Annotated in this window: 16 protein-coding genes; 10 read left to right on the top strand and 6 right to left on the bottom strand. The window is 75.4% G+C overall.

Annotated elements, in window-relative coordinates; genetic code table 11:
* The first annotated feature begins 92 nt into the window (after positions 1-92).
* Genes ligA through gatB form a run of 4 tightly spaced genes read left to right on the top strand, consistent with a single transcriptional unit; the run spans position 93 to position 5,772 of the window.
* Positions 93-2,285, top strand: coding sequence for an NAD-dependent DNA ligase LigA (ligA, locus tag SJY06_RS17160; RefSeq protein WP_380168746.1), 2,193 nt, complete (start codon positions 93-95; stop codon positions 2,283-2,285).
* Positions 2,286-2,330: 45 nt separating this feature from the next.
* Positions 2,331-2,684 (top strand): Asp-tRNA(Asn)/Glu-tRNA(Gln) amidotransferase subunit GatC, encoded by a 354-nt coding sequence (gene gatC, locus SJY06_RS17155; RefSeq protein ID WP_380168745.1) that lies wholly within the window; start codon positions 2,331-2,333, stop codon positions 2,682-2,684.
* Positions 2,684-4,264, top strand: coding sequence for an Asp-tRNA(Asn)/Glu-tRNA(Gln) amidotransferase subunit GatA (gene gatA, locus SJY06_RS17150; protein ID WP_380168744.1), 1,581 nt, complete (start codon positions 2,684-2,686; stop codon positions 4,262-4,264). The genes gatC and gatA overlap by 1 nt, the downstream gene beginning before the upstream one ends.
* Entirely contained in the window at positions 4,261-5,772 is a 1,512-nt protein-coding gene (gene gatB / locus SJY06_RS17145) for an Asp-tRNA(Asn)/Glu-tRNA(Gln) amidotransferase subunit GatB (protein WP_380168743.1), read from the top strand. The genes gatA and gatB overlap by 4 nt, the downstream gene beginning before the upstream one ends.
* Positions 5,773-5,778: 6 nt before the next feature.
* Here gatB and SJY06_RS17140 read toward each other — a convergent pair whose 3' ends face one another.
* The 3 genes from SJY06_RS17140 to SJY06_RS17130 all read right to left on the bottom strand — a co-directional run bounded on the left by SJY06_RS17140 (position 5,779) and on the right by SJY06_RS17130 (position 9,005).
* Entirely contained in the window at positions 5,779-6,318 is a 540-nt protein-coding gene (locus tag SJY06_RS17140; protein ID WP_380168742.1) for an MOSC domain-containing protein, read from the bottom strand.
* 36 nt (positions 6,319-6,354) lie between these two features.
* Positions 6,355-7,605 (bottom strand): PQQ-dependent sugar dehydrogenase, encoded by a 1,251-nt coding sequence (locus tag SJY06_RS17135; protein ID WP_380168741.1) that lies wholly within the window; start codon positions 7,603-7,605, stop codon positions 6,355-6,357.
* 419 nt (positions 7,606-8,024) lie between these two features.
* On the bottom strand, positions 8,025-9,005 hold the full coding sequence (locus tag SJY06_RS17130; protein ID WP_380168740.1) for a type IV toxin-antitoxin system AbiEi family antitoxin domain-containing protein: 981 nt from the start codon (positions 9,003-9,005) through the stop codon (positions 8,025-8,027).
* Between the two features lie 569 nt (positions 9,006-9,574).
* Between SJY06_RS17130 and ilvD the strand changes: the two genes are divergently transcribed.
* From ilvD to ilvC, 5 genes are all read left to right on the top strand, one after another.
* Positions 9,575-11,272 (top strand): dihydroxy-acid dehydratase, encoded by a 1,698-nt coding sequence (gene ilvD, locus SJY06_RS17125; protein WP_380168739.1) that lies wholly within the window; start codon positions 9,575-9,577, stop codon positions 11,270-11,272.
* 134 nt (positions 11,273-11,406) lie between these two features.
* Positions 11,407-14,130, top strand: a complete 2,724-nt coding sequence (locus SJY06_RS17120) for a putative bifunctional diguanylate cyclase/phosphodiesterase (RefSeq protein WP_380168738.1) — start codon at positions 11,407-11,409, stop codon at positions 14,128-14,130.
* Between the two features lie 236 nt (positions 14,131-14,366).
* Complete coding sequence (locus SJY06_RS17115; RefSeq protein ID WP_380168737.1) at positions 14,367-16,193, top strand: acetolactate synthase large subunit; 1,827 nt, start codon at positions 14,367-14,369, stop codon at positions 16,191-16,193.
* A 27-nt stretch (positions 16,194-16,220) separates the two neighbouring features.
* Positions 16,221-16,733 (top strand): acetolactate synthase small subunit, encoded by a 513-nt coding sequence (gene ilvN / locus SJY06_RS17110; protein ID WP_380168736.1) that lies wholly within the window; start codon positions 16,221-16,223, stop codon positions 16,731-16,733.
* A 77-nt stretch (positions 16,734-16,810) separates the two neighbouring features.
* Positions 16,811-17,839, top strand: a complete 1,029-nt coding sequence (gene ilvC / locus SJY06_RS17105) for a ketol-acid reductoisomerase (RefSeq protein ID WP_380168735.1) — start codon at positions 16,811-16,813, stop codon at positions 17,837-17,839.
* 4 nt (positions 17,840-17,843) lie between these two features.
* On the opposite strand, the gene SJY06_RS17100 is transcribed toward ilvC, so the two are convergent.
* Positions 17,844-18,290 carry a VOC family protein gene (locus tag SJY06_RS17100; RefSeq protein WP_380168734.1) on the bottom strand — a complete coding sequence of 149 codons (447 nt, stop codon included), beginning with the start codon at positions 18,288-18,290 and terminating at the stop codon, positions 17,844-17,846.
* Positions 18,291-18,390: 100 nt separating this feature from the next.
* Between SJY06_RS17100 and SJY06_RS17095 the strand changes: the two genes are divergently transcribed.
* The gene (locus SJY06_RS17095; protein ID WP_380168733.1) at positions 18,391-18,801 is read left to right on the top strand and encodes a DUF3253 domain-containing protein; all 411 of its coding nucleotides are present in this window, start codon (positions 18,391-18,393) and stop codon (positions 18,799-18,801) included.
* A 34-nt stretch (positions 18,802-18,835) separates the two neighbouring features.
* Here SJY06_RS17095 and SJY06_RS17090 read toward each other — a convergent pair whose 3' ends face one another.
* Both SJY06_RS17090 and SJY06_RS17085 read right to left on the bottom strand, forming a co-directional pair.
* Positions 18,836-21,406 (bottom strand): FtsX-like permease family protein, encoded by a 2,571-nt coding sequence (locus SJY06_RS17090; protein ID WP_380168732.1) that lies wholly within the window; start codon positions 21,404-21,406, stop codon positions 18,836-18,838.
* On the bottom strand, positions 21,403-22,263 hold the full coding sequence (locus tag SJY06_RS17085; protein WP_380168731.1) for an ABC transporter ATP-binding protein: 861 nt from the start codon (positions 22,261-22,263) through the stop codon (positions 21,403-21,405). Before SJY06_RS17085 ends, SJY06_RS17090 begins: the two co-directional genes overlap by 4 nt.
* Between the last annotated feature and the right edge of the window lie 117 nt (positions 22,264-22,380).

Below are 22,380 nucleotides of genomic sequence, written 5' to 3'. Positions count from 1 at the left end.
GCACCCCGTCCCCCTGCGGGCCCGTGCCCGCAGGAGCCGATGGTGGCACGCGACCGCGTGCGGTGTCCGGGGTCGGTGCCAGGATCGGCGTCGTGAGCGAGGAGACCGTCGACCCGACGATGGAGACCACGGACGTGCCCGACGACGTCCGGGCCCGGGCGGCCGAGCTGGCCGAGCAGCTGCGGGCGGACCAGTTCGCCTACTACGTCCGGGACAGCCCCACTGTGGGCGACGACGTCTACGACGCCCGGCTGCGCGAGCTGGCCGAGCTCGAGGCGGCCCACCCGGTCCTGGTCAGCCCCGAGAGCCCCACCCAGCGGGTCGGCGGGGGGTTCTCCACCGCCTTCACCGCCGTCGACCACCCCTCGCGGATGCTCAGCCTCGACAACGTGTTCAGCGTCGACGAGCTGCGCGAGTGGGGCGCCCGGGTCCGCGACGCCGCGGGCGAGGACGTGCAGTACCTCTGCGAGGTCAAGATCGACGGCCTGGCGGTCAACCTGGTCTACGTCGACGGCGTGCTGGAGCGGGCCCTGACCCGCGGCGACGGGTACACGGGGGAGGACATCACCCTGAACGTGCGCACCATCGCCTCGGTGCCGGAACGGCTCACGGCCGACGAGCACCCGTTCCCGCCGCGCCTGGAGGTCCGGGGCGAGGTGTTCTTCCCCGTCGCAGGGTTCGCCGCGGTCAACGCCGAGCTCACCGAGGCCGGCAAGAGCCCGTTCGCCAACCCGCGCAACGCCGCCGCGGGGTCGTTGCGGCAGAAGGACCCGCGCAAGACCGCGAAGCGGCCGCTCGACATGCGGGTGCACGGGCTCGGGGTGCGCGACGGGTTCGACATCACCCGGCAGTCGCAGGGCTACGACGTGCTGCGGGCGTGGGGCCTGCCCACGGCCGACACGTACCGGGTCGTCGGGACCCTGGCCGAGGTCGAGCAGTACGTCGCCCACTACGCCGAGCACCGTCACGACGTCGAGCACGAGATCGACGGCGTCGTCATCAAGGTCGACCAGCTGCCGCTGCAGCGACGGCTCGGCACCACCAGCCGGGCGCCGCGCTGGGCCACGGCCTACAAGTACCCGCCCGAGGAGGTCCGCACCCGGCTGCTGGACATCCAGGTCAACGTCGGCCGCACCGGGCGGGTCACGCCGTTCGCGGTCATGGAGCCGGTGCTCGTGGCCGGGTCGACGGTGTCGATGGCCACGCTGCACAACGGCGACGAGGTGCGCCGCAAGGGGGTGCTGATCGGCGACGCGGTCTGGATCCGCAAGGCGGGCGACGTCATCCCCGAGGTCCTCGGCCCGGTGGTCGAGGAGCGCACCGGTGACGAGCGGGAGTTCGTCATGCCGACGCACTGCCCGTCCTGCGGCACCGAGCTGCACCGCGAGACCTCCAGCGCCATCGACCTGCGCTGCCCCAACCGGCGCACCTGCCCCAGCCAGCTGCGGGAGCGGCTGTTCCACCTGGCCTCGCGCAAGGCGTTCGACATCGAGGCGATGGGCTGGGAGGCCGCGTCGGCCTTGCTCGAGGCCGGGGTGCTGGGCGATGACGGGGTTGCCGCCGACGAGGGCGGGGTGTTCGACCTCGACGAGGCCAGGCTGCTGCGGGTGCCGTTGTTCACCAACCAGTCCGGCGAGCTGTCGGCCAACGGGCACCGGCTGATCGAGAACCTGTCCGCGGCCAGGGAGCAGCCGCTGTGGCGGGTGCTGGTGGCGCTGTCGATCCGGCACGTCGGGCCCTCGGCCGCCCGCGCCTTCGCCGCCCGCTACTTCACGATGACCGCGCTGCGCGAGGTCGCCGAGCGCGAGGACCGCGATGCCGCCGTGGCCGAGCTGGCCGACACCGACGGGGTCGGGGTCGTCATCGCCGAGGCCCTGGTCGACTGGTTCACGGTGGACTGGCAGGTCGCCGTGGTCGACCGCTGGGCCGCGGCGGGGGTCCGGATGGCCGACGAGCAGGACGCCTCGGTGCCGCGGACGCTCGAGGGGGTCACGGTCGTGGTCACCGGCTCGCTCGAGGGGTTCAGCCGCGACGAGGCCAAGGAGGCGATCCTCGCCCGGGGCGGCAGGGCCGCGGGCAGCGTGTCGAAGAAGACGACCGCCGTGGTGGTGGGCGACAACCCCGGCAGCAAGGCCGACAAGGCCGAGTCGCTGGGGGTGCCCGTCCTGGACGAGGCCGGGTTCCGGGCGTTGCTGGAGCACGGGGTGGAGGCGCTCCCGGCCGCGGAGCCGGATCCGGTCGCGGACCCGGAACCGACGTCGGAGCCGGCCGAGCCCGACGCCTGAGCCGGCCGACGGCGCGCTCCCCGTCGTCTCCTAGACTCACCGAACATGGCCGACACCACCACGACCGGGCCGTCCGCGGCCGCGGACCGGGCCGGGGGCGCTCCCGAGCACCTGGACCGCGCGCGCGTCGCGCACCTCGCCGGGCTCGCCCGCATCGCCCTGACCGACGACGAGATGGACCGGCTGGCGGGGGAGCTGTCCGTGGTCCTGGACGCCGTCGCGCAGGTGCAGGAGGTGGCCACGCCCGACGTGCCCGCCACCAGCCACCCGCTGCCGCTGAGCAACGTCACCCGGCCCGACGTGCCCGTCCCCGGTCTGACCCCGGCCGAGGCGCTGTCCGGCGCCCCCGCCGTCGACGAGGGCCGCTTCCGCGTCCCGCGCATCCTCGAGGAGGACTGATGGGCGACGACCTGACCCGCCTGAGCGCGGCCGAGATGTCCGCCGCCCTGGCCGACGGCTCCGTGAGCTCGGTCGACCTGACCGCGGCCGCGCTGGCGCGCATCGACGCCGTCGACGGCGACGCCACCTCCGGTGTCCACGCGTTCCTCCACGTCAGCACCGACGAGGCGCTGGCCACCGCCCGCTCCGTCGACGAGGCCCGCGCCGCCGGTCGCGAGCTGCACGCCCTGGCCGGGGTGCCCGTGGCGGTCAAGGACGTCGTCGCCACCCGCGGCATGCCCACCACCGTCGGCTCCAGGATCCTCGACGGCTGGGTCCCGCCCTACGACGCGACGCTCGTGACGCGGCTGCGCGCCGCCGGCACGCCGCTGCTGGGCAAGACCAACATGGACGAGTTCGCCATGGGCTCCTCCACCGAGCACTCCGCGTACGGCCCGACCCGCAACCCGTGGGACCCGGAGCGGATCCCCGGCGGGTCCGGCGGCGGCTCCGCGGCGGCCGTCGCGGCCTACCAGGCGCCGCTCGCCGTCGGGACCGACACGGGCGGCTCGATCCGTCAGCCCGCGGCCGTCACCGGCTCGGTCGGCGTCAAGCCCACCTACGGCGGGGTGTCCCGCTACGGCCTCGTCGCGCTCGCCTCGAGCCTCGACCAGGCCGGCCCGTGCGCCCGCACGGTGATGGACGCGGCGCTGCTGCACGAGGTCATCGGCGGGCACGACCCGCGCGACTCCACCTCGCTGCCCGGTCCGGCCCCGTCCGTCGTGGCCGCCGCCCGCCAGGGCGCGACCGGGGACCTGAGCGGCGTCCGGGTCGGTGTGGTCACAGAGCTGGACGGCGACGGCTACCAGGCCGGCGTCCGCGCCCGCTACGCCGAGGCGCTCGAGCACCTGCGCGCCGCCGGGGCCGAGGTCGTCGAGGTCTCCGCCCCCCACTTCCGGTACGCGCTGGCCGCCTACTACCTGATCCTGCCGAGCGAGGCCAGCTCCAACCTGGCCAAGTTCGACGCCATGCGCTTCGGCCTGCGGGTCGGCGACGGCGACCCGGCCTCGACCGCGGAGCACGTCATGGCCGCCACCCGCGAGGCCGGCTTCGGGGACGAGGTCAAGCGCCGGATCATCCTGGGCACCTACGCCCTGAGCGCCGGCTACTACGACGCCTACTACGGCAGCGCGCAGAAGGTCCGCACCCTGGTGCAGCGCGACTTCGACGCCTGCTTCGCCCAGGCCGACGTGCTGGTGTCCCCGACCGCGCCGACCACGGCGTTCCGGTTCGGCGACAAGCTCGACGACCCGATGGCCATGTACCTCAACGACGTCGCCACCATCCCCGCCAACCTGGCCGGCGTGCCCGGCATGTCGCTGCCCAGCGGCCTGGCCGACGAGGACGGCCTGCCCGCCGGCATCCAGCTGCTGGCCCCGGTGGCCGAGGACGCGCGGCTCTACCGGGTCGGCGCGGCCCTGGAGGCGCGCCTGGTCGACGCCTGGGGCGGTCCGCTGCTGGACCGGGCGCCCGCCGTGGCGGCCGCGCCGCGACCCGCCGGCGACTCCCGTCCCGTCGAGAAGGCAGGAGCCCACGCATGAGCACGGTTGCTGACACCCCGGTCCTGAGCTACGAGGACGCCGTCGCCCAGTTCGACCCGGTCCTGGGCCTCGAGGTCCACGTCGAGCTGTCGACGGCGACCAAGATGTTCTGCGGCTGTGCGCACTCCTTCGCCGCCGAGCCCAACAGCCAGACCTGCCCGGTCTGCCTGGGCCTGCCCGGCGCGCTGCCCGTGCTCAACGCCCAGGCCGTCGACCACGCCATCACCATCGGCCTGGCGCTGAACTGCTCGATCGCGCCCTACGGCCGGTTCGCGCGCAAGAACTACTTCTACCCGGACATGCCGAAGAACTTCCAGACCTCCCAGTACGACGAGCCCATCGCCGTCGACGGCTACCTCGACGTCGAGCTGGAGGACGGCGAGGTCGTCCGGGTCGAGATCGAGCGCGCCCACATGGAGGAGGACACCGGCAAGTCCACCCACGTCGGCGGGGCCACCGGACGGATCCACGGCGCCGACCACTCGCTGGTCGACTACAACCGCGCCGGCATCCCCCTGATCGAGATCGTCACCCGCCCCGTCGAGGGCACGGGGGCCCGGGTCGCCGAGGTGGCCAAGGCCTACGTCGGCACCCTGCGCGAGCTGCTGCGCACCCTGGGCGTGTCCGACGTCAAGATGGAGCGCGGCAACCTGCGCTGCGACGCCAACCTGTCGCTGCGCCCCACGCCGGACTCACCGCTGGGGACCCGGACCGAGACCAAGAACGTCAACTCGCTGCGTTCGGTCGAGCGGGCGGTCCGGTTCGAGGTCGGCCGCCAGGCGGGCGTGCTGCTGGCGGGCGGCACCGTGACGCAGGAGACCCGGCACTTCCACGAGGACACCGGCGTCACCACGTCGGGGCGGCCCAAGTCCGACGCGGACGACTACCGGTACTTCCCCGAGCCCGACCTGGTCCCGGTGCAGCCCGACGCGGAGTGGGTCGAGCGGCTGCGCTCCCGGCTGCCCGAGCCGCCCGCGGCCCGGCGCAAGCGGCTGCAGGCCGACTGGGGCTTCGCCGACATGGAGATGCGCGACGTCGTCAACGCCGACGCGCTCGACCTGGTCGGCGCCACGGTCGACGCGGGCGCCACGCCCCAGGCCGCCCGCAAGTGGTGGATGGGCGAGCTGGCGCGACGGGCCAAGAACGACGGAACCGATCTGGCCGACATGGCCGTGACCCCGGCCCAGGTCGCCGAGCTGCAGGGTCTGGTCGACTCCGGTCGACTCACGGACTCGATGGCGCGGCAGGTGCTGGACGGCGTGCTGGCCGGCGAGGGCGACCCGTCGGCGGTGGCGACCGCCCGTGGGCTCGAGGTCGTGTCCGACGACGGCGCGCTCAACGCCGCCGTCGACCGGGCGCTGGCGGCGAACCCCGACGTGGTCGACAAGATCCGGGCCGGCAAGGTGCAGGCCGCCGGCGCGATCATCGGCGCCGTCATGAAGGAGATGCGCGGCCAGGCCGACGCGGCCCGGGTGCGCGAGCTGGTCCTGGAGCGCGCGGCCGGCTGAGCCGGCTCAGACCGGGGCGAGGGGGACCGGCTCGCCCGGCGGCGGGGCCACCAGGACCTGGTCGCCGGGCGACACGGTCCCGCCGAGCACGACGACACCCATGACGCCCGCCCGGCGCACGACCGTGCCGTCGTGGTCCCGGTGCGCGACGCGGGCGAGCATCCCCGTCGAGAACGCCTCGATCTGGCGGCACGGGTTCCGCAGACCGGTGACCGTCACCAGGGCGTCGGGGCCGAGCCGGAGCGTGGCCCCGGTCGCCAGGCCCAGCAGGTCCACGCCCCTGGTCGTCACGTTCTCGCCCAGGTCACCGGGGCCGACGTCGTGCCCCGCGGCCGCCAGCTCGTCCAGCAGCTCGCCGGCGACGAGGTGCACCTGCCGCAGGTTGGGCTGCGTGGGGTCCCGCCGCACCCGGGAGCGGTGCTGGACCTGGGCCCCGGCGTGGCAGTCCCCGGCCACCCCGAGGCCCGCGACCAGGTCGACCTGGTCCTCGCGCGCCTTGCTGAACTCGTGCTGCCCCGACCGGTGCACCGCCTCGACCGTCCCCATGCCCGGGACGCTACCGGCGCAGGCAGGTCCTCGCGGTCAGCCCAGGGGCACCCGGACGACACGGTCGTCCCCCTCGCGGGGGTCCCCACGGAACGTGTTGCTCGTCAGCACCCAGAGGCTCCCGTCGGGGGCGACCTCGACGTGCCGCAACCGCCCGAGGTCCTCCAGGACCGGCTCGGGCTCCCCGGTCACCTCGCCGTCGGCCACCGGCACCCGCCACAGCCGCTCGCCCTGCAGGGCGGCGAGGTACACGGCGTCGTCGGTGACGGCCAGTCCGCTGGGGGACGCCTCGTCGGTGCCCCAGGTCACGACGGGGTCGGTGAGCCCGTCGACCTCGCCGACACCCTCGACCTCCGGCCAGCCGTAGTCGGCCCCGGCCACCAGCACGTTGAGCTCGTCGGTGGTGTTCTGCCCGAACTCGGCGGCCCACATCGTGCCGTCGGACGACCAGCCCAGCCCCTGGACGTTGCGGTGCCCGCTGGTCCACACCGGGCTGCCTGGCTCCGGGTTGCCTGGGGCAGGGTCGCCGTCGGTCGTGACGCGCAGCACCTTGCCCGCCAGGGACCCCGTGTCCGGCGCGGCCCCGGTGTCCCGGGCGTCACCCGTCGCGACGTAGAGGTGGCCGTCCGGGCCCAGGTCGATCCGCCCGCCGTTGTGCACCTCGGCCTTGGGGATGCCGGCCAGCACGGTGGTCGGTTCGGTGAGGGCGAGGCGCTCGCGGTCCCAGGCGTAGCGGACCACCCGGTTGTCGTCCTCGGCCGTCAGGTACAGGAAGACGTGCTGCGCGGTCGCGTCGGTCGTGACGCCGAGCAGCCCGCCCTCGCCGTCCGGTGCCGGGCCGGCCACCGCCCCGCCGTCGCCGTCGGCCTGCACCGGTGAGACGGTCCCGTCGGGATCGAGATGGACCACGCGTGCCTCGTCCCGCAGCGTGACCAGGGCCGATCCGTCCGGCAGGAAGGCCAGGTCCCACGGCACGTCGAGCCCGGTGGCGAGGTCCTCGGCCGCAGCCACGTCCGGGGTCCCGGCCGCCCCGACCTCGGCGAACGTGCTGCTCGGCTCCGGCTCCGGCTCCGGCTCCGGCGACGGTGGGACGGACGCGGTGCCCGGGTCGGCGGGGGCGGTCGTCTCGTCCGGGGTGTCGGGGACCTGGCTGGAGGGGGCCGCGGACGCGGGCGGGGCGGCGGTGCCCGGGGCGGCCACCTCACCTTCCGCGCAACCACCCAGCCCCAGCACCGCTGCGGCCAGCGCCGCGGTCGTCGCCGTCGAGGTCCTCCTGCTCGGTCCCATGCCCCCATCCTGGGCACCCGCCACCCGGTCCGGCACCTCGGGACCCCGGACGGGCGGGCGTGCGGAGTGCCGGCGCGACGCCCCAGCCCCCCCGGCCGCCCCGCCCGTGGCCGTGGCCGCCCCGCCCGCGGCCGCCCCGCCGCCGGCGTCGGCCCCACCGCCCACCCGCCCCGCAGCCGGTCGGGCGCCCATCCGACCCCGGTGGCACACGGTGTGGTCGTCGATCGTCGCGTTCGGGGGCGGTTCCGTGACCACTGCGTGTGCCACCTGTGCCCGTCGAGCGGGGCGTGGCGCGGGTGGTGGGGCCGGGCGGGATGGGGCGCGGGTGGTGGGGCCGGGCGGGGCGGGCGCGTGGTGGGGCTTGTGAGACTGGGCGGGCGGGCGAGACGTGTCCGGGGTGGCCCGGTCGGCAGGGGGCGTCATGCCCAGGGCAGGTCGAACCGGGGGGCGGGACGCCCGAGCCGCCGGCAGGACCGTGCGAACGTCGCCAGCAGGTCCCGGCCCCAGGCCCGCGGCCGGTAGCCGTCAGCGGCGACGAAGGGCTGGTAGTCGTAGCCCAGCACCAGCAGGCGGTCGAGCCGGCGCTTGTCCGACCACACCTGCCCCGCCCGCGCGGTCGGGCCCTCGTACTTCAGCCGGCCGTCCGCCTCCACGACCACCGCGTAGGCCCGCACCAGCATGTCGACCCGCAGCTCGGGGGAGTCCCGGCCGATCCAGACCTGCACCTCCGGAAGGGGCAGACCCAGCTCGAGCTGGACCCCCCGGGCGACCGACTCCAGCGGGGACTCCACCAGGGACTCGGCGACGGCGGCCACCCGGCGGGCCCGGGCGTGCCCCGCGGCGGCCGGGTGGCGGTCCGCAGCCTCGAGCAGCTCCTCGCGGCTGCGGCCCAGCTGGCGCCGGACGGCGTCCGCGACGGCGAGCGACCACGGGAGGTCCAGGCCGCGGGCCAGGTCGACGAAGGTGCGTTCCGGCGTCGTGACGGGGACTCCCAGGTGCCGTGTCACCTGGTCGGGTTCCAGCCAGGCGCGCCGGGTCAGCACACCTCGCGACCGGCCGCCACGCTCCGGCCGTGCCTGCGAGCGGGGTCGGAGCAGGACCGGGACCGGTGGCGGCGGGTCCGGTACGGGCAGGTCCCACACCACCGCGGCGCTGCGCCCGGCGGCCACCGACCCCGGGCAGCGCAGCAGGGCGGCGCGCAGGACGAACAGGTGCCGTGAGCGCGGCCCTGCCGCCTCCCACGTCGACGCGGGGACCCACGCCCCCCGTCCCACCTCGACCAGGGAACCGGTCGTCACGGCCCACCGCAGGGTGGCCCGGGTCACCCCCGCGGACTCGGCGTCCGAGGCCAGGACGAGGTCGCGTCGCCGTGAGGCCATGCGTCGGATCCGTTCGTCCACACCCCACCGTCGGGCAGCCGGCCGCGTCCTCGTCGGCGCTGTCCACAGCCCCGCACGCCGTTCGTCCCCTGCCTTCCGTCACCCGCGCGGTGGGGTGGCACGCGCAGTGGTCGTGGACAAGCGCGTCTGCGGCCCTGATCACGACCACACCGTGTGCCACCCGAGGGTGGGTCGGGGTCGGGGTCGGGGTCGGGGTCGGGGTCGGCGGGTCGGGGTCGGGCCCGGGGTCGGGCCCGGCGGGCCGGGCCCGGGTGGGGGCACCCGGCGGGTGCAGCCGGTGGGGTGGCACGCGTAGTGGTCGCGGACAGGCGCGTCAGCAGCCCGGATCACGACCACACCGTGTGCCACCCGACGGCATGGGCAGGAGGGGCGGGCCGCCCGGGTCGGGTGGTGGGCTCGGGGCAGGGCGGCACGGCGGCCGGGGGCCCGGTCCGGCTGGGACGGGCGGGCGGGTCGGGTCGGGCCGGCGGGCCAGGTCGGGTGGTGGGCACGGCAGCACGGCGGCCGGGCGGCCCGGTCCGGCTGGGACGGGTGGGCGGGGCGCGGCGGCGGCGTCCTAGGCTGCTGGCATGTCAGAGCAGGTGGACCGCAAGCCCCGTTCCCGCGACGTGACCGACGGCCTGGAGCGGACCGCCGCGCGCGGCATGCTGCGGGCGGTCGGGATGGGCGACGCCGACTTCGACAAGCCGCAGGTCGGCATCGCCAGCAGCTGGAACGAGATCACCCCCTGCAACCTGAGCCTGCAGCGCCTGGCCGGCTCGGCCAAGGACGGGGTGCGCGCGGCCGGCGGGTTCCCGATGGAGTTCGGCACGATCAGCGTGTCCGACGGCATCTCGATGGGCCACGAGGGCATGCACTTCAGCCTGGTCAGCCGCGAGGTCATCGCCGACTCCGTGGAGACCGTGATGGAGGCCGAGCGCCTCGACGGGGCGGTGCTGCTGGCCGGCTGCGACAAGTCGCTGCCCGGGATGATGATGGCCGCCGCCCGGCTCGACGTGGCCGCGGCGTTCGTCTACGCCGGCTCGATCATGCCCGGCACCGCGAAGATGTCCGACGGGTCCGAGCGCGAGGTCACCATCATCGACGCCTTCGAGGCCGTGGGTGCGTGCGCGGCCGGGCGGATGAGCCGGGAGGACGTCGACGCCATCGAGCGCGCGATCTGCCCGGGCGAGGGCGCCTGCGGCGGGATGTACACCGCGAACACCATGGCCAGCGTGGGCGAGGCGCTCGGCCTGAGCCTGCTCGGCAGCGCCGCGCCGCCCGCCATCGACCGCCGCCGCGACGGCTTCGCCAAGCGCTCGGGCGAGGCCGTGGTGAACATGCTCGAGAAGGGCATCACCGCCCGGCAGATCCTCACCCACGAGGCCTTCGAGAACGCCATCGCGGTCGTCATGGCCTTCGGCGGCTCGACCAACGCCGTGCTTCACCTGCTGGCCATCGCCAACGAGGCCGAGGTGCCCCTGAGCCTCGCGGACTTCAGCCGGATCGGGGCGAAGGTGCCGCACATCGGCGACCTCAAGCCGTTCGGCCGGCACGTGATGAGCGACGTCGACCGGATCGGCGGGGTCCCGGTCGTGCTGAACGCGCTCCTGGAGGCCGGTCTGCTCAACGGCGACTGCCTGACCGTCAGCGGCCGCACGCTGCGCGAGGACCTGCTGGCGCTGAAGGCCCCCAGCCCCGACGGCACGGTCATCCGCGCCCTGACGGAGCCGATCCACGCCACCGGCGGCATCACGGTCCTGCACGGCAGCCTCGCGCCCGAGGGCGCCGTGGTGAAGAGCGCCGGGTTCGACTCCGACGTGTTCACCGGCACCGCCCGCGTCTTCGACGGCGAGCGGGCGGCGATGGACGCGCTGGAGGACGGCACCACCGTCGCCAACGACGTCGTGGTCATCCGCTACGAGGGTCCCAAGGGCGGCCCGGGCATGCGCGAGATGCTGGCCATCACCGGGGCCATCAAGGGGGCCGGGCTCGGCAAGGACGTGCTGCTGCTGACCGACGGCCGGTTCTCCGGCGGCACGACGGGGCTGTGCGTGGGCCACGTCGCGCCCGAGGCGGTCGACGGCGGCCCGATCAGCCTGGTCGCCGACGGCGACACCATCACCCTGGACGTCGCCAACGGCCTGCTCGACCTGCACGTGGACGACGCCGAGCTCGACCGGCGCCGTGCCGCCCACGTCCCCCCGACGCCCCGGCCGCGGCGCGGCGTGCTGTCCAAGTACGTCCGCACGGTCGGCTCGGCCAGCCTCGGCGCCGTCACGGGCTGACGTCGGGCGCGGGGCGGGGCGTCGGACGGGGCCGGACGGGGCCTCGGCGCGAAGAGTCTGCGCCCCCCCCTGTACGGGCCCGGATCGGTCATGATCAGGTCTCTGCCCCCGACCGGACAGGACCGGAGCAACAGATGAGCAACGCGGTCACCGGCGCGACCCGCGCGCTGCTGTGCCTGCTCGGAGCTCCGGCGGCGGCGCTCCTGGTCGTCGTGCTCGGGCGCGCCGGCGACGACGTCGAGGCCACCCAGGCGGCCCGACACGCCGTGCTCATCGCGTTGCTGCTCGGCTACGCCGCCGCCCTGGGGCTGCGGGCCGCCCGGGCTCGGGGGGCCGAACGGCGCGCCTGGCTGCTCGCCTCGACCCTGGCCCCGGTGGCCGGGGTGGTCGTGGCGACCGGGGACCACGGCGCGCACACCTGGGGGGCTGCGGCCCGGGGGGCGCTGTACCTGCTGCTGCTGGCCGCCCTCGTGCTCACGCCCGGGGTCAGGCGCAGCGCCGACCGCGCGCTCATGCTGGTGCTGGACGGCTGGGCGCTGACGGTGGGGCCGTACGTGTTCCTGCTCGTGCTCGCCGGGGACCGGCCGTCACCGGGCGGGACCAGCCTGCTCGGCACGGCCGAGCCCCTGGTGGGGGTGTGGGTGCTGCTGGACCTGGTGGCCCTGGCCCTGTTCGTGGGGCTGCTGCGCCGCAGCGGACGCGGGCACCGGGTCGCCCTGCTGCCGCTGGTCGCGTCGATGGCGGCCGCCACCGTGGCCGACAGCATCACCTGGCGGTGGGGCCTGCAGGGGACGCCCGACATCGTGTCCGACGCCGCCTGGGCCGTCGCGATCGTCTGCGCGACCGCCGTCGCCGTCGGCAGCCGCCCGCTGTTCGAGTCCACGGGTGGTTCCGAGCAGACCGCCGCCCGCGGCTCCCGCGCCGGGGACGAGGTGCCGGGGGAGGAGTCCCGCACCTGGTTGCCGTCGGTGGTGGCCGGGGCGGTCATGGCCCTGCTGACGCTGCGCTGGTCGACCGGGCTGAGGCCGGAGGGCGGTCCGCAGCCCGAGGTCGTCCTGCTGGCGCTGAGCCTGGTCCTCGCCGTCATCCTCCAGACGGCGCTGCTGCTGCGGGCGCAGGGCCGGCTGGCCCGACGGCTGCACGAGACCTCCACCCGGTTCCGCACCATCGTCGACGGCAGCTCCGACGTGGTCCTGGTCTGCGGCTCCGACGGGGTCGTCCGGTTCGTCAGCCCCGCCTCGAGGGCGGTGCTGGGCACCGAGCCGGAGGAGCTGGACGGCCGGCTGCTGGTCGACCTGGCCCACGACGCGGACCGGGAGGTGCTGGCCGCGGCCCTGGACCGGGGCTTCGCCGGGTCCGCCGAGGTGGTGGACCGGGTGCGCCTGGTCCGGGCCGGCGGCGGCTGGCGCCACGTCGAGCTGCGGGTGCAGCCGCACGACACCCCGGCCGTCCCGGGCGGCCTCACCCTGGTCATGCGGGACGTCTCCGAGCGGGTGCGGATGCAGCGCGAGCTGGAGCGCCGCGCCCGGCTGGACTCCCTGACCGGCCTGCCCAACCGCTGGTGGTTCGGGCGGACGCTCGCGCTGCGCCTGGCGGAGGAGGCCCCGACCTCGATCGTGTTCATCGACCTCGACCAGTTCAAGGCGGTCAACGACACCGAGGGCCACGCCGTGGGGGACCGGCTGCTGGTGGCCGCGGCCCGGCGGCTGCGCTTCGCGGTCGGGGACGACGACGTGGTGGGCCGCCTGTCCGGCGACGAGTTCGCGGTCATGGTCTGCGACGACGACGTGGCGCGGGTGCGGGCGGTGGCCGACAGCGTGCTGCAGGAGGTGGTCATGCCCTACGCGGTGGGCACCCGCCGGATCCGGATCGCGGCGAGCATCGGCCTGGCCGTGGCCGCGGTCGGCAGCGACGCCGACACGGTCCTGCGCGACGCCGACCTGGCCATGTACGAGGCCAAGCGCTCCGGGGGCGAGCGGGTCGTGGTGTCGCACCCGATGATGCTGCAGGCCGCGGTCGACCGGACCGAGCTCGACCGCCGGGTCCGGGCGGCGGTCGACGACGACGACCTCGAGCTGGTCTACCAGCCGCTGGTGGACATGACCGACGGTCGCGTGGTCAGCGTCGAGGCGCTCCTGCGCTGGCCCGGCTCCGGGGTGTCCCCGGTGGAGTTCGTGCCCCGCCTGGAGCAGACCGGCCTGATCGTCGAGGTCGGGGCCCAGGTGCTGGAGCGCGCCGTGGAGCAGGCGGCCCGCTGGTGCCGGGAGGGCCGCAGCACGAGCATCTCGGTCAACCTGTCACCGCTGCAGCTGGTGGACGACGACCTGGTGGGCCGGGTCCGCCGGGTGCTGGGCGTGAACGGCCTGCCGCCCGAGCGGCTGACGCTGGAGGTCACCGAGAGCCTCCTGCTGCGTGACCTGGACGCCTCGGTGGAGCTGCTGCGGCGGCTGCGCGGCACCGGCGTGCGGGTGGCGCTGGACGACTTCGGCACCGGGTACTCGTCGCTGGCCTACCTGCACCGGCTGCCCATCGACGTGCTCAAGGTCGACCGCGCGTTCGTCCGCGCGGCGGCCGTGTCGCAGCGCGACCTGGTCGTGCTGCGCTCGATCGTCGCGCTCGGCCGCGAGCTGGGGCTGTCCGTGGTGGCCGAGGGCGTGCAGGACGTCGCCCAGGTCGACCTGCTGCTGCAGCTGGGCTGCCGGGTCGCCCAGGGGTTCCTGCTCGCCGGGCCCAGCCGGGCCGACGACGTGCCCGAGCGGGTCGTCATGCCGGTGCGCCGCGGTGGGCACCGCGTCATCGAGCTGGCCGGTATGCGGGACGACGTCTCGACCAGTGAGACAGAGACCGGCCGCACCTGACACGGTCCTCCGAGGGGCGTACCGTCCACCCGTGGCTCAGGACCGTTCCCCCGCTCGCGACGTGGCCGACATGGCCCCGGCGCCCGGGGTACTCGTACTCGGTAGGCGCGTCGCCTGACCGAGCCTGACGGCCACGGCCCGGCGACGCGCGACCCCTCAGCCCACCGCGGGCGAGGGGTCGTCCTGTGTCCGGGGTGCCGGGCCGCGGGGCACCCGACGAACGACGAAGGAGCGAGATGAGCGACCTGCGCACGAGCACCGCCGACACCACCGCAGCCCAGGCACCGACCGAGACGATCACCGGTGCCGCCTCGCTCGTCCGCTCGCTCGAGGCCGCCGACGTCGACGTCGTCTTCGGCATCCCCGGCGGGGCGATCCTGCCCGCCTACGACCCGCTGCTGGACTCCGACAAGGTCCGCCACATCCTGGTCCGCCACGAGCAGGGCGCCGGGCACGCGGCCGAGGGGTACGCCGCCGCCACCGGGCGGGTGGGGGTCTGCATGGCGACGTCGGGCCCGGGGGCGACCAACCTGGTCACCGCCATCGCCGACGCCCACATGGATTCGGTGCCCATGGTCGCCATCACCGGCCAGGTGAGCAGCGCGGCCATCGGCACGGACGCCTTCCAGGAGGCCGACATCACGGGCATGACGATGCCGGTGACCAAGCACAACTACCTGGTGACGGACCCCGACGACATCCCGCGCGTGGTCGCGGAGGCCTTCCACCTGGCCTCCACCGGCCGTCCCGGCCCGGTGCTGGTCGACATCTCCAAGGACGCCCTGCAGGCGCAGACCACGTTCCGCTGGCCCGAGCGCATCGACCTGCCGGGCTACCGCCCCGTCACGCGCCCGCACGGCAAGCGCATCCGTGAGGCGGCCCAGCTGCTGGCCTCGGCCAGCCGGCCCGTGCTGTACGTGGGCGGCGGTGTGATCCGGGCGGAGGCCTCCGACGTGCTGGCCAAGCTGGTCGACGCCTCCGGCGCCCCGGCCGTGACGACGCTGATGGCCCGCGGCGCGCTGCCGGACTCCCACCCGGCCAACCTCGGCATGCCCGGCATGCACGGCACGGTGGCCGCGGTGAGCGCGCTGCAGAAGGCCGACCTGATCGTCGCCCTGGGGGCCCGCTTCGACGACCGCGTCACCGGCCGGCTGGACTCCTTCGCCCCGGGCGCGACCATCGTCCACGCCGACATCGACCCCGCCGAGATCGGCAAGAACCGCTTCGCCGACGTCCCGATCGTCGGCGACGCCCGCGAGGTCATCACCGAGCTGCTGGCGGCGCTGGAGGCCGACCACCCGGTCGCGGCCCGCGCGGACCTCGCGCCGTGGTGGGCCCAGCTGGACGACCTGCGTGGGCGCTACCCGATGGGCTACGACGAGGCCGAGGACGGCTCGCTGTCCCCGCAGTACGTCATCGAGCGGCTCGGGGCGCTGTCCGGACCGGACGCGATCTTCGCCTCCGGGGTCGGCCAGCACCAGATGTGGGCCGCGCAGTTCATCCGCTACGAGAAGCCCAACACGTGGCTGAACTCCGGCGGCCTGGGGACGATGGGCTACGCCGTCCCGGCCGCCATGGGGGCCAAGGTCGGCATGCCGGGCACCACGGTGTGGGCGGTCGACGGCGACGGCTGCTTCCAGATGACCAACCAGGAGCTGGCCACCTGCGCCATCAACAACATCCCCATCAAGGTCGCCGTGATCAACAACTCCTCGCTCGGCATGGTCCGGCAGTGGCAGACCCTGTTCTACGGCTCCCGCTACTCCAACACCGACCTCGGCTCGCACCGCAAGGGCGGCCGGGAGCTGGGCGACGAGGCGGTCCGCATCCCCGACTTCGTCAAGCTGGCCGACGCCTACGGCTGCGAGGGCCTGCGCTGCGACAGCGCGACCGACGTTGACGCCACCATCGAGAAGGCGCTCGCGATCAACGACCGGCCCGTGGTGGTCGACTTCGTCGTCCACCGCGACGCCATGGTCTGGCCGATGGTGGCCGCAGGCGTGAGCAACGACGACATCCAGGTCGCGCGGGGGATCGCCCCCACGTGGGACCGCGAGGAGTGAGGGGACCGAGATGACGAGGGATCTGACATGAGCCGCCACACGCTGTCCGTGCTGGTCGAGAACAAGCCGGGGGTCCTGGCCCGGGTGTCCGCCCTGTTCGCCCGCCGCTCCTTCAACATCACCAGCCTCGCCGTCGGGCCGACCGAGAACGCCGCGGTGTCGCGCATCACGGTCGTCGTCGACGTCGAGAGCCAGCCGCTGGAGCAGGTCACCAAGCAGCTGAACAAGCTGGTCAACGTCCTGAAGATCGTCGAGCTCGAGCCCGAGCACTCGGTGCAGCGCGAGCTCATCCTCGTCAAGGTGCGCGCCGACGCCACGACCCGCGCCGACGTGGTCCAGGTCGTCGCGCTGTTCCGGGCCTCGGTCATCGACGTGGCCACCGACGCCGTCACCATCGAGGCCACGGGCCGGCCGGAGAAGATCGCGGCCCTGCTGGAGGTGCTGACCCCGTTCGGCATCCGCGAGATCGTGCAGTCCGGCGCGGTCGCGCTGGGACGCGGCGGCCGCGCCATCAGCGACCGGTCGCTGCGCACCGCCTGAGCGACCTGCCAGCATCACCTGGCAGGCCCACCCACCCACGACCCACCGACCCACGACCCACCGAGGAGACCTGACCCATGGCCCACATCTACACCGACGCCGACGCAGACGCCGGAGTGCTCGCCGACCGCGTCGTCGCGATCATCGGCTACGGCTCGCAGGGCCACGCCCACGCCCTCAACCTGCGCGACTCCGGCATCGACGTCCGGGTCGGCCTGGCCGAGGGATCGAAGAGCCGCGAGCGGGCGCAGGCCGAGGGCCTCAAGGTCATGACGCCCGCCGAGGCGGCCGCCGAGGCGGACGTCATCATGCTGCTGGTGCCGGACCAGGTCGCCCGCACCGTCTACGCCGAGGCCGTCGAGCCCAACCTGGCCCCCGGCAAGGCGCTGTTCTTCGCCCACGGCCTGAACGTCCGCTTCGGGTACATCACCCCGCCCGAGGGCGTCGACGTCTGCATGGTCGCCCCCAAGGGCCCGGGCCACCTGGTCCGGCGCGAGTACGTCCAGGGTCGCGGCGTGCCCGTCCTGGTCGCGGTCGAGACCGACGCTTCCGGCGAGGCCGAGGCGCTCGCGCTGTCCTACGCCCGCGCCATCGGCGGCCTGCGCGCCGGCGGCATCAAGACCACGTTCGCCGAGGAGACCGAGACCGACCTGTTCGGCGAGCAGGCCGTGCTGTGCGGCGGGGCCAGCCGGCTGGTCCAGGCGGGCTTCGAGACCCTCGTCGAGGCCGGCTACCAGCCCGAGGTCGCGTACTTCGAGTGCCTGCACGAGCTCAAGCTGATCGTCGACCTGATGTACGAGGGCGGCATCGCCAAGCAGCGCTGGAGCGTCAGCGACACCGCCGAGTACGGCGACTACGTCTCGGGCCCGCGCGTCATCGACGACTCCGTCAAGGCCCGGATGAAGGACGTCCTGGGCGACATCGTCGACGGCTCCTTCGCCAAGCGGTTCTTCGACGACCAGGACGCCGGCGGCCCGGAGTTCAAGGCCTTCCGCGAGGAGCAGGAGAAGCACCCGATCGAGACCACCGGGCGCGAGCTCCGCAAGATGATGGCGTGGGTGTCCGACGGCGACGACGACTACACCGAGGGCTCCTCCGCCCGCTGAGGCCTCACGTCGGGGGCGCCTGCAGGACGGGCGCCCCCGGCTGGTCGCAGTACAGGTCCACCGAGCTGCCGTCGGGGTCCAGGACGACGGCGTACCGCTGGCCCCAGAAGGCGTCGAACGGCGCCATCAGCGACCCCCGACCCATCGGTACGAGCTCGTCGTGCAGGGCGTCGACCGCCTCCGGCGTGGCGCAGCGCGCGGCCAGGGTGACCCGGTTGGGGGCCTGGGGGACCGGCTCGTCGGGGGCGAAGGAGGCCAGCACCTCCTCCGAGTCGAGCATCAGCGACACCCCGCCCAGGTCGCAGGCCAGGTGCCCGGTGCCGTCGGGCTCGGGCAGGTCGCAGCCCAGGGCGCGGTAGAAGGCCACCGACCGGCCGAGGTCGGAGCAGATCACGCTCAGCGCGTCGATGCGGGGGTGGGGCCGGGCCCGCGGGCCCTGGGTCGTCGTCATGGCCGGAGCCTGCCGCAGGCCTCCGACAGAACGGCCCCGGACGACCGCGCGCCGTCGGCCCCGGGGTGTGCGCCGGCCGCGGCGGGACCACCATGGTCCGGTGCCCTCCCGCCGAGACCGTGCCCCGGCCGTGCCCGAGCCCAGGACCTGCGTCGTCTGCGGCCGGGCGATCGAGTGGCGTGCCCGCTGGGCCCGGGACTGGGACCAGGTCCGCTACTGCTCCCAGGGCTGCCGCCGCCGCGGCCTGGACGGCACCGACGCCGACCTGGAACGGACCACGCTGGCGCTGCTGGACGCCCGCGCCCGCAGCGCGACCGTCTGCCCGAGCGAGGTGGCCCGGGCCGTGGCCGGCCGGCAAGCCGACGAGGCGGCCTGGCGGGCGCTGATGGAGCCGGCCCGGATGGCCGCCCGGCGCCTGGTCGTGGCGGGGGAGGTCGAGATCACCCAGGCCGGCCGGGTCGTGGACCCGAGCACGGCGAAGGGGGCGATACGGCTGCGTCGGACCCGCTGAGCCCCGTCGTACCCGTACCGCCCCGCCACGATCCTCAGGCAGCCGCGCCCAAAGCGCTCGCCGGGGCGACCCGGGAGGCCCGGTCCGCCGGCCAGAGCGACGCCCCGACCGCCACCGAGGCGACCACCGCGGTGAGGCCGAGCAGACCCAGCCACGGCACGTCGACCACGGTCACGCCGTTGGCGCCGATCAGCGAGTAGGTGCCCGCGACCCCGAACGCGATCCCCAGCGCGACGCCCACGACCGCCCCGACCAGGCCCAGCACCAGTGCCTCGAAGGCCACCATGGTCCGCAGCCGGACCCGGCTCAGCCCCAGCGCCCGCAGCAGCGCGTTCTCCTGCCGCCGCTCGGTCAGCGACAGCGACAGCGTGTTGGTCACGCCGACCAGCGCGATGGCGACCGTCACGGCGAGCATGCCGCCGACCACGGCGAGCAGCACGTCGAACATCTGCTGCAACGACCCCAGCTGGAGCACGGGGGAGTCGACCTCGGCCGCGTCGTCCGCCGCCAGGGCTGCGCTCGTCACCGCGTCGACCGTGGTCCGCACCTCGTCCCGGCCGAGCCCGTCGACCAGCGAGACCATCACCAGGTCCGTGCCGCCCAGCTCGCGTGCGGTGCCGGGTCCTAGCTGGACCGCGACCGGGGTGTCCTCGTCGACCACGACCACCAGGGAGCGGCCCGGTGCGGCCGTGGCGGTGCCGTCGTCGGCCGCGACGCCCAGGACGTCGCCGGGGGCCACCTCGAGGTCACCGGCCATGTCGGGCGAGAGCACCACGGTGTCGTCGTCCGCGGGCACGTCGGCGGCCGGAACCGCCGTGGCCAGGTCGCCGGCCAGCGCGGTCGTGGCCGAGCTGAGCTCCTCGCCCGGCTCCCGCTGCGGGATCAGCACCACGTCGGCCTCCACCCCGATGCCGGCGCCCGCGACGCCCTCCGTGCCAGCCAGCGTGGTGGCCAGCGCCGCGGTGCCGGCCTCGTCCAGCGACGGCACCCGCACCGTGCTGTCGACCGGGGTCCAGGCCGACAGCTCGGCCACCGCGGTGGCCCGCAGCGACGACGCCCCCACGGCGGCGGTCACCGCGAGGGTGACCCCGATGACGACTGCGCCGGCGGTCGCGGCGGTGCGGCGGGGGTTGCGTCCGACCGACGCCGCGGCCAGCGCACCCGCGGGACCGCCGACCGCCCGGACGCCCCGGCCGAGCACGGCCGCGACCGAGGGCAGCAGCAGTCGACCGAGCACCAGCACGCCCACGAAGGCGAGCACGGCGGTCGGCAGCGCCAGCAGCACCTGCCCCGCCACGGCCCCCAGCACCGCCCCGGCCCCGCCGAGCAGGACCAGGAGCGTGCCGAGCACCACCCGCAGCACCGAGGCCCGGGCGGTCTCCGGCACCGCCTCGACGGGGCGCAGCGCCGCCAGCGGCGACACCTGGCCGGCCCGGACGAGCGCCGCGACCGACGCCACCAGGGTGGCCACGGCCCCCAGGCCCAGGGCCCCACCGACCTCCAGCGGGCCGGGCACGGGGGTGTCGACGACGACCGGGAACGCACGCGTCACGACCACGGCGGCCGCTGCGGCCACGCCCCAGCCGAGCAGCAGGCCCGCGACCCCGGCGACCAGGCCCAGCAGGCCCGCCTCGATGGTCCCGGCCCGCCACAGGTCCCGACGCGTGGCGCCGATGCAGCGCAGCAGTGCCTGCTCGCGGACCCGCTGGGCCAGCAGCACCGAGAACGTGTTGGACACCACCACGACCGCGACGGCCACGGCCAGGCCGGCGAAGGCGCCCAGCCCCGTCCGCACGACCAGCAGCAGGGTGGCCGAGGCCTCCATCCGGTCGGCGCGGACGTCGTCCGCGGGCACGACCTCGCCCAGCGCGGTCGCCGAGCCCGGCCCCACGGCCGCGTCCAGCGAGGCGCGCAGCGCAGCCAGGTCCGCCCCCGGCTCGGCGGCGACCAGCAGCTCCGATGCACCCGCGCCCAGGGTGACGGCCTGCTCCGGGACCAGGAACAACGCGTCGACGGGGAAGTCGGAGGCCAGGCCCACGTCGGTGACCCCGACCACCCGCAGGTCGACCGGGACCGGCTCGGGCAGCTCCGCGTCGTCGGCCGCCACCGGGTAGGTCAGCAGCGTCACCTCCTCACCGACCCGGGTGTCACCGGTCACCACGACCTCGCCGGTCGCCTCGGGCCAGCGCCCCTCCTGCAGCGTCGGCCAGCGGAGGTCGCCCGCCGGTGGCGCGGCCGCCACGTGGACGGGCCGTTCGGCCGCGGCCCGGGGCAGCACGGCCTCGGCGTAGACGGTGCCGGACCGGTGCACGGCGGCCACCCCCTCCAGCCCGGCGGCGGTCATGACCGCCGCCTCGTCGCCGACCCGGGCCGCGTCCTGCGCGGCCTCGTCGGCCGGGTCGGCCTGCGCCTGCTGCCACTCGGCCCGGACGGCGAGGTCGGCGCCGGCGGTGGAGGCCACGTCGCCGTCGCGGACGACCTGCGCCAGGCCGGCCCCGGCCAGCTGCACGAGGACGGCGAAGGCGACGGCGATCCCGACGGCGAGCGAGACCGCCAGGTAGCGGCCGGGCGTGCGGCGCAGCCGCGCCAGGGCGAGCTGCCTCATGCCGCACCGCCCGCACGGACCCGGGCCAGGGCCTCGGTGACGGCGGCGGCGTCGGGGTGCCCGTCCAGCGTCCCCGCGACCCGGCCGTCCGACAGCACCACGACCCGGTCCGCCCAGGAGGCCGCCACCGGGTCGTGCGTCACCATGACGACGGTCTGCCCGCTGGTCCGCACCGAGGCGCGCAGCACGTCGAGGACCTCGTGACCGGTCGCGGTGTCCAGGTTGCCCGTGGGCTCGTCGGCGAAGACGACTGCGGGGCGGGACAGCAGGGCGCGGGCGACGGCCACCCGCTGCTGCTGCCCGCCGGACAGCTCGTGCGGGCGGTGGTGCAGCCGGTCGGTCAGGCCCAGCCGCTCGACCACCTCGCCGAACCAGGCCTCGTCGCAGGCCCGGCCGCTCAGCACCAGGGGCAGCCGGATGTTCTCGGCGGCGGTGAGCACCGGCACCAGGTTGAACGACTGGAACACGAAGCCCACCCGGGCCCCGCGCAGCCGGCTCAGACCGTCGTCACCCAGCCCGGACAGGGCCACGCCGTCTAGGACCACCTCGCCGGAGCTGGGCCGGTCAAGGGCGGCCAGGCAGTGCACCAGGGTGGACTTGCCGCTGCCGGAGGGGCCCATCACCGCGGTGAACGTGCCGCGCGGGATGTCCAGGTCGACCCCGCGCAGCGCGTGCACCCGGGCGTCGCCCTCGCCGTAGGTGCGGGTGAGGCCGCGGGCGCGCACGGCGGCAGCGACGTCGACGGCGACGTCGGCCGCCGCCGGGCCGGTGCCGGGGGAGGGGGCGTGGTGCGGCTGGTCGGGACGGGCGTGGTCCTCGGGCCGGGCGGACGGCGGGACGCGTCGGGTGCTCTGCATACCGGCGACGCTAGGGACGGCCGGGGTGCCCGGGCGTCGGCCCGGGGGCGGATCTCCACGCCCTGCGCGAGGGCGGCCGGGTCCGGGGTCCACCCGTGGGTGGACCCCGGCCGCCGT

The sequence above is a fragment of the Jannaschia sp. R86511 genome, assembly GCF_042466345.1.
In the GTDB taxonomy this organism is placed as follows: domain Bacteria; phylum Actinomycetota; class Actinomycetes; order Actinomycetales; family JBBAYJ01; genus Aquipuribacter.
This window is presented reverse-complemented; position numbering and strand designations above follow the sequence as displayed.

Excerpts from the sequence above, each read along its gene's own strand:
- ilvN (WP_380168736.1), top strand. The coding sequence starts at position 16,221 with ATGAGCCGCCACACGCTGTCCGTGCTGGTCGAGAACAAGCCGGGGGTC.
- SJY06_RS17140 (WP_380168742.1), bottom strand. The coding sequence starts at position 6,318 with ATGGGGACGGTCGAGGCGGTGCACCGGTCGGGGCAGCACGAGTTCAGC.
- ilvC (WP_380168735.1), top strand. The coding sequence starts at position 16,811 with ATGGCCCACATCTACACCGACGCCGACGCAGACGCCGGAGTGCTCGCC.
- SJY06_RS17120 (WP_380168738.1), top strand. The coding sequence starts at position 11,407 with ATGAGCAACGCGGTCACCGGCGCGACCCGCGCGCTGCTGTGCCTGCTC.
- gatC (WP_380168745.1), top strand. The coding sequence starts at position 2,331 with ATGGCCGACACCACCACGACCGGGCCGTCCGCGGCCGCGGACCGGGCC.
- gatA (WP_380168744.1), top strand. The coding sequence starts at position 2,684 with ATGGGCGACGACCTGACCCGCCTGAGCGCGGCCGAGATGTCCGCCGCC.
- SJY06_RS17115 (WP_380168737.1), top strand. The coding sequence starts at position 14,367 with ATGAGCGACCTGCGCACGAGCACCGCCGACACCACCGCAGCCCAGGCA.
- gatB (WP_380168743.1), top strand. The coding sequence starts at position 4,261 with ATGAGCACGGTTGCTGACACCCCGGTCCTGAGCTACGAGGACGCCGTC.
- SJY06_RS17100 (WP_380168734.1), bottom strand. The coding sequence starts at position 18,290 with ATGACGACGACCCAGGGCCCGCGGGCCCGGCCCCACCCCCGCATCGAC.
- ilvD (WP_380168739.1), top strand. The coding sequence starts at position 9,575 with ATGTCAGAGCAGGTGGACCGCAAGCCCCGTTCCCGCGACGTGACCGAC.
- SJY06_RS17085 (WP_380168731.1), bottom strand. The coding sequence starts at position 22,263 with ATGCAGAGCACCCGACGCGTCCCGCCGTCCGCCCGGCCCGAGGACCAC.
- SJY06_RS17090 (WP_380168732.1), bottom strand. The coding sequence starts at position 21,406 with ATGAGGCAGCTCGCCCTGGCGCGGCTGCGCCGCACGCCCGGCCGCTAC.
- SJY06_RS17135 (WP_380168741.1), bottom strand. The coding sequence starts at position 7,605 with ATGGGACCGAGCAGGAGGACCTCGACGGCGACGACCGCGGCGCTGGCC.